The 4,256-nt window shown below is 70.6% G+C and carries 6 protein-coding genes; all 6 read left to right on the forward strand.

The window, feature by feature from the left end:
• The first annotated feature begins 2 nt into the window (after positions 1–2).
• Positions 3–1,592: a monovalent cation/H+ antiporter subunit D family protein gene (locus G6018_RS16660; protein ID WP_347237890.1), complete on the forward strand. Its 1,590-nt coding sequence runs from the start codon at positions 3–5 to the stop codon at positions 1,590–1,592.
• Positions 1,589–1,954: a Na+/H+ antiporter subunit E gene (locus G6018_RS16665; RefSeq protein WP_182610374.1), complete on the forward strand. Its 366-nt coding sequence runs from the start codon at positions 1,589–1,591 to the stop codon at positions 1,952–1,954. Before G6018_RS16660 ends, G6018_RS16665 begins: the two co-directional genes overlap by 4 nt.
• Positions 1,951–2,208, forward strand: coding sequence for a monovalent cation/H+ antiporter complex subunit F (locus G6018_RS16670; protein WP_182610375.1), 258 nt, complete (start codon positions 1,951–1,953; stop codon positions 2,206–2,208). Before G6018_RS16665 ends, G6018_RS16670 begins: the two co-directional genes overlap by 4 nt.
• Positions 2,205–2,582 (forward strand): monovalent cation/H(+) antiporter subunit G, encoded by a 378-nt coding sequence (locus G6018_RS16675; RefSeq protein WP_182610376.1) that lies wholly within the window; start codon positions 2,205–2,207, stop codon positions 2,580–2,582. Before G6018_RS16670 ends, G6018_RS16675 begins: the two co-directional genes overlap by 4 nt.
• A complete protein-coding gene (mgtE, locus tag G6018_RS16680) occupies positions 2,575–4,023 on the forward strand; it encodes a magnesium transporter (protein ID WP_182610377.1) in 1,449 nt (482 codons plus the stop codon). The genes G6018_RS16675 and mgtE overlap by 8 nt, the downstream gene beginning before the upstream one ends.
• 32 nt (positions 4,024–4,055) lie before the next feature.
• A partial coding sequence (locus G6018_RS16685) for a hypothetical protein (protein ID WP_347237892.1) occupies positions 4,056–4,256 on the forward strand: 201 nt, incomplete at its 3' end.

Genomic DNA, 4,256 nt, shown 5'->3' on the forward strand with positions numbered 1-4,256 from the left:
TCATAGCCGTCGCTTCGAGAACACGCCTGGTCCTGACTGTCCTGTTCGCCGTCCTCGTGGTGCAACTGGCCGCGGCGATCGCCACCGTGGCGTGGGTGTCGGACGGTTCGGTCGTGGTGCACCAGGTCGCCCTGTGGGCGCCCGGAGTGGCCATCCCGTTCGTGCTGGACATGTTCTCGGCGCTCATGCTCACGGTGACGAGTCTGCTGACGCTCACGTGCGCGGCTTTCGCGGTCCCGGCCGGGGAGGCGTTCAAGAGGTTCTACCCGCCGTTGGTGCTCCTCGTGACCGCCGGCGTCAACGGGGCCCTGCTTACGGGGGACCTGTTCAACTTCTTCGTCTTTGTCGAGGTCATGCTCCTGCCCTCGTACGGGCTCATGATCATCACCCGGTCCGGTCGGGCCAGCGTGGCCGGTGTCGCGGCCTCGCGGCTCTACATCTCGGTCAACCTGCTCGCCTCGACCATCCTGCTGATCGGCGTGGCCCTGATCTACGGGTTGACGGGAACCGTCAACATCGCCGAACTCCACGGGGCCGCCTCGGAGAACACCGGCGTGGCCGTGGCCACCGCCCTGGTGCTCTTCGCGCTCGCGATCAAGGCCGCCGTCGTCCCCGTGCACGGGTGGCTTGCACGGGCCTACCCCAAGATGTCCCCCGCCGTGACCGCGATGTTCTCCGGCCTGCACACCAAGATCGCGATCTACGCCATCTACCGCATCTACGCGGTGATCTTCGACGGGGACCCGCGCTACCTCTGGGTGGGCGTGGTGGTGTTCTCGGCCACCATGCTGATCGGTGTGCTCGGCGCGGTGGGCGAGGCCGCCCCGCGCTCGATCCTCGCGTTCCACATGGTCAGCCAGATCGGGTACATCCTGCTCGGGGTCGCCCTTTTCGGCCCACTGGGGCTCACCGCCGGCATCTTCTATCTGCTGCACCACATGATCGTCAAGGCCGCGTTGTTCCTGGCCATCGGCGCGATCGAGGTGCGCTACGGTCCCCGGCGGCTGGGGCAACTCTCCGGACTCGCCAAGACCGAACCACTCATCGCGATCGCGTTCTTCGCCTCCGCCATGTCGCTGGCCGGGATCCCGCCCTTCTCCGGCTTCGTGGCCAAGCTCAGCCTGATCATCGCCGCCCTCGACGCCGGGCAGATCGCCGCCGCGGCCGTCGCCGTGGCGGTAAGCATCCTCACCCTGCTGTCGATGCTCAAGATCTGGACGGGGATCTTCCTCGGCGAACCCACCGCCACCGACTCCCGCACGCTCCCGGAGGGTCTGGACCCCGCCTACTCCGATGCCCCGGGGATCCCCGACGGCCGGGACCGCGCCGGGCTCGACGCGACCGGTGACGCCGCGAGCGGTGGCGCCGCGACCTCCACGGTGGCCACCGCCACGGCGGAGGCCGGGGCCCCCGACCCCGTCATGGTTCCCCCGGGTCGCCGGATCGGTCTGGCACTCGCGGCGCCCGCGCTGGCGCTGGCCGTGGTGACGTTGGCGCTGGGACTGGGGGGTCAGGTGCTCCTGGAGCTGTCCGGGACCGCTGCGGCCAACCTGTACGACCCGACCGGATACGTCCAGGCGGTGCTCGGATGACCGCCACCCTGACCTGGCCGCTGCGGATCCTGTGGTTCCTGCTGTGGTTCTTCTGGCAGCAGACCACGACCAGCGCGAAGGTCGTCCGCGACGCCTTCCTGCCCCACGCCTCGATCACCCCGGGCTTCGTGCGGTTCCCCACCAGGTGCCGCACCGAACTCGAGGTGACCGTGCTGTCCTCGCTCATCACCCTGACCCCGGGGACGCTGACCCTGGGCGCGCACCATCCGGGGGGCGGTGAGGGGTGGGAGATCGTGGTCCACGGGATGTACTTCCCGGATCCCGACGACCTGACGGCCTCGCTACACGATATGGAGAACCACATGCTGCGGGCGATCCGGAGAGAGGGGCTGGTCCGGTGATCGCCGTCGACATCGCCATCGTCCTGGTCTCCATCGCGGCCGTCCTGTCCTCCTACCGGATGGTCCGTGGCCCCCACGCCGGTGACCGAGCCATCGCGGCGGACCTGCTGTTCTTCGCGTTCATCGCACTCCTCGCCCTCGTCGGCGTGAGGGTGGACAGTCCCTTCGTCTACGACCTCGTCCTGGTCGCGACGCTGGTGGGCCTGGTCTCCGCTCTCTCGCTGGCCCGACTCATGTCCGGGGGTCGGCGATGAGCTGGGACCTGCTCGCGACCGTCCTGGGATCGGTCTCCGTCCTGACGGGGTCCGTGGTGTTCCTCGGAGGCGCCATCGGCCTCCTGCGGTTCCCCGACCTCTACGTCCGGTCCTCCGCCATCGGGGCGGCCGCCGGACTCGGGCTGGTGTTCGTGATCGTCGGCGCCTTCCTGCTGCACCCGTCCTGGGATGCGGCACCCAAGGTGGTCGTGGCGGCGATACTGCAGTTCGCCTCCTCCGCCATCGGCGCGATGTCCATCGCCCGCGCCGGGTTCCTCTCGGGCGCCGCGCCCACCTCGGCCACCCGGTATTCGCAGATCGGGTTCGCCACCGACACCCCGTCCGACTCCCCCAAGGGGACCGGTGATGACTGAGCCGCGCGATCTGCCGGACGATCCCGGGGGGCCACCGACCGACGCCACGGGGTTCGCCCTGGTCGACGAGCACGTCGACGAGAACAGCACCTACGGCGAGATGAGCCTGGACGAGGCGACCCGGCGGTTGGCCCGGCTCCGCTCCCGCGGCGACCTCCGGGCGGCCTCGCGCCTCATGGCGTCACTGCCCGACCAGGTCGTGGTGGACATGTTCGAGCGCAGCGCCGACCGCGACCGGGCCGTCGCGTTCCGGTTGCTGCCCAAGGGGCGCGCCCTGGTGCTGTTCGAGGCCCTCGACGCGCCGGTGCAGTCCGAGCTGCTGCGCGGCCTGCGCGAGGAGCAGGTCGCCCACCTCTTCGAGGAGCTCGACCCCGACGACCGCGTCGCTCTCATGGACGAGCTCCCGGCCTTCGTCGCCACGCGCCTCCTGCGCGGGCTGCCGCCCGAGGAGCGCGCGCTCACCAACGAGATCCTCGGCTACCCGGCCGGCTCCATCGGCCGCAGGATGACGCCCGAGTTCGTCTCCGCCCGCCCGGAGATGACCGCGGAGCAGGCGCTCGACCGGGTCCGCGCCCGGCTGGTCGACGTCGAGACGATCTACACGATCCCCGTCGTGGACCAGGGACGCCGCCTCATCGGGGTCGTCGGTCTGAGGTCCCTGATGGGCGCGGAACCCGACACCCTCGTCGGGGACCTGATGAACGACGCCATCTCGATCCACGCCCGCGCCTCCGAGGAGGAGGCCGCCCGCCTCAGCGCGGACGAGCGCGTGATCGTCCTGCCGATCACGGACGAGGAGGACCGCCTCGTGGGCATCCTCACCGTCGACGACGCGCTGCGGATCCTCGAGGACGCCGAGACCGAGGACGCGGCCCGCCAGGGTGGCTCCGAGCCCCTGCGCCGGCCGTACCTGGCCACCCCGGTGCGGTCGATCGTCCGGTCGCGCGTGGTGTGGTTGCTCGTGCTGGGACTCGGCGCGGCGCTCACCGTGCAGGTGTTGGCGGTGTTCGAGACCACGCTCGAGCAGGTCGTGGCGCTCTCGTTGTTCGTTCCGCTCATCATCGGTACCGGCGGGAACACCGGGAACCAGGCCGCCACGACGGTCACCCGCGCCCTGGCACTCGGCGACGTCCGCCCCCGCGACGCCCTGCGGGTACTCGTGCAGGAGGTGCGGACCGGGTTCATCCTGGGGCTCGCGCTGGGCGCGGTGGGACTCATCGCCGCGGGGTTCATCTTCGGCTTCGACTTCGGACTGGTCATCGGGCTGACCCTGCTGGCGCTGTGCACCATCGCGGCCACGGTGGGCGGGCTCATGCCGCTGCTCGCACAGGCGGTCCGGGCGGACCCGGCGGTGTTCTCCAACCCGTTCATCACGACGTTCGTCGACGCGATCGGGTTGATCGTGTACTTCCTGGTAGCGCGGGCCGTTCTGGGCCTGTAGGCAGGGGAGAAGACCCGACGCGGGAGGTGGATGTGGTTCAGCTGGCCCTGCAGCTCCTGGTGGCCGCTCTGCTGCTCAACGTGCTGGCCTGCCTCGTGCGGGTGGTGCGAGGCCCCTCCCCGCGTGACCGCGTGACCGGGGTCGTGTTGGCCGGCACCACCGGCGCCGCCCTGCTGTGCACGCTGTCCGTCCTGGCCGGCGCCCCGGCGGTCCGTTCGGCGGCGCTCGCACTC

The sequence above is a fragment of the Dietzia sp. DQ11-44 genome (genome assembly GCF_014145205.1).
GTDB lineage: Bacteria > Actinomycetota > Actinomycetes > Mycobacteriales > Mycobacteriaceae > Dietzia > Dietzia natronolimnaea.